This window comes from Brachyspira catarrhinii, assembly GCF_005518285.1.
Lineage (GTDB): Bacteria > Spirochaetota > Brachyspiria > Brachyspirales > Brachyspiraceae > Brachyspira > Brachyspira catarrhinii.
This window is the reverse complement of record NZ_SJDU01000639.1, coordinates 1-848: the sequence shown is the minus strand read 5'-3', so window position 1 is coordinate 848 and position 848 is coordinate 1. Positions and strand designations below refer to the sequence as shown.

The window sequence follows — 848 nt, the reverse complement described above, 5'->3', positions numbered from 1 at the left end:
TACAATACAATACAATACAATACAATACAATACAATACAATACAATACAATACAATACAAGCCATTAATATATAATTGGCTGTTTTTTCATTGCAAAACTAAAAAATTATTTCAGACATTTAAACGATGCATTTGGCATAAGCTATTATTTTCTGCATTTTATTTTATAGTTGGAGATTTATCATGATTAAACTCTTTCAAAAATCCGAAACCGAAAAATATATAGTTATAAAAATTCTGTTTATTAAAATTACTTTCAAAAAGAAGCCTACAAAATCGGATATAGACGCTATAGTTTGGTGGATACCGTTTAGAGGTTTAAGAAATGCCACGAGAAATTTATTAAATTCATATTTTGAACATTTAGAGAATATAGAAAAATTGTATTTTGAAAATTCTGATAATCCAGAAAATATAAAACGAGATTTATTAGAATTAAAAAGTTTAAAACTAAATTCCACAAAACCTATAATGTCAGATTTGGAAAGAGAATTATTTTTAAATACGATTAAAAATTCTAAATATTATTTGGAATTCGGCGGTGGCGGAAGCACATTTTTAGTTCTGAAATCTACCAACGCTAAAGTCGTTTGTGTGGAAGGCGATATAAATTGGATTAATTTTATGAGAATGAACTATTTTATATACGAACAAGAATTATTATGCAGACTAAAATTTTATTTTGTATATATAGGAAAAATTAGAGATACGAGCTATCCGATAGACGATTCGGAATATGATAAATATCCAAATTATTCGTCAAAAGTTTTTAAAGATATAGAAAAAGAAAAAATAGATACGGTATTTTTTGCCTTTGATTTCATACTTTTCTTTACTAAACATTTATA

Annotated in this window: 1 protein-coding gene; it reads left to right on the top strand. The window is 25.1% G+C overall.

Annotation, left to right across the window (positions count from 1 at the left end; genetic code table 11):
* Positions 1–183: 183 nt before the first annotated feature.
* Positions 184–848, top strand: a 665-nt coding sequence (locus EZH24_RS12795; RefSeq protein WP_137999418.1) for a hypothetical protein, incomplete at its 3' end; no start/stop codon positions are given.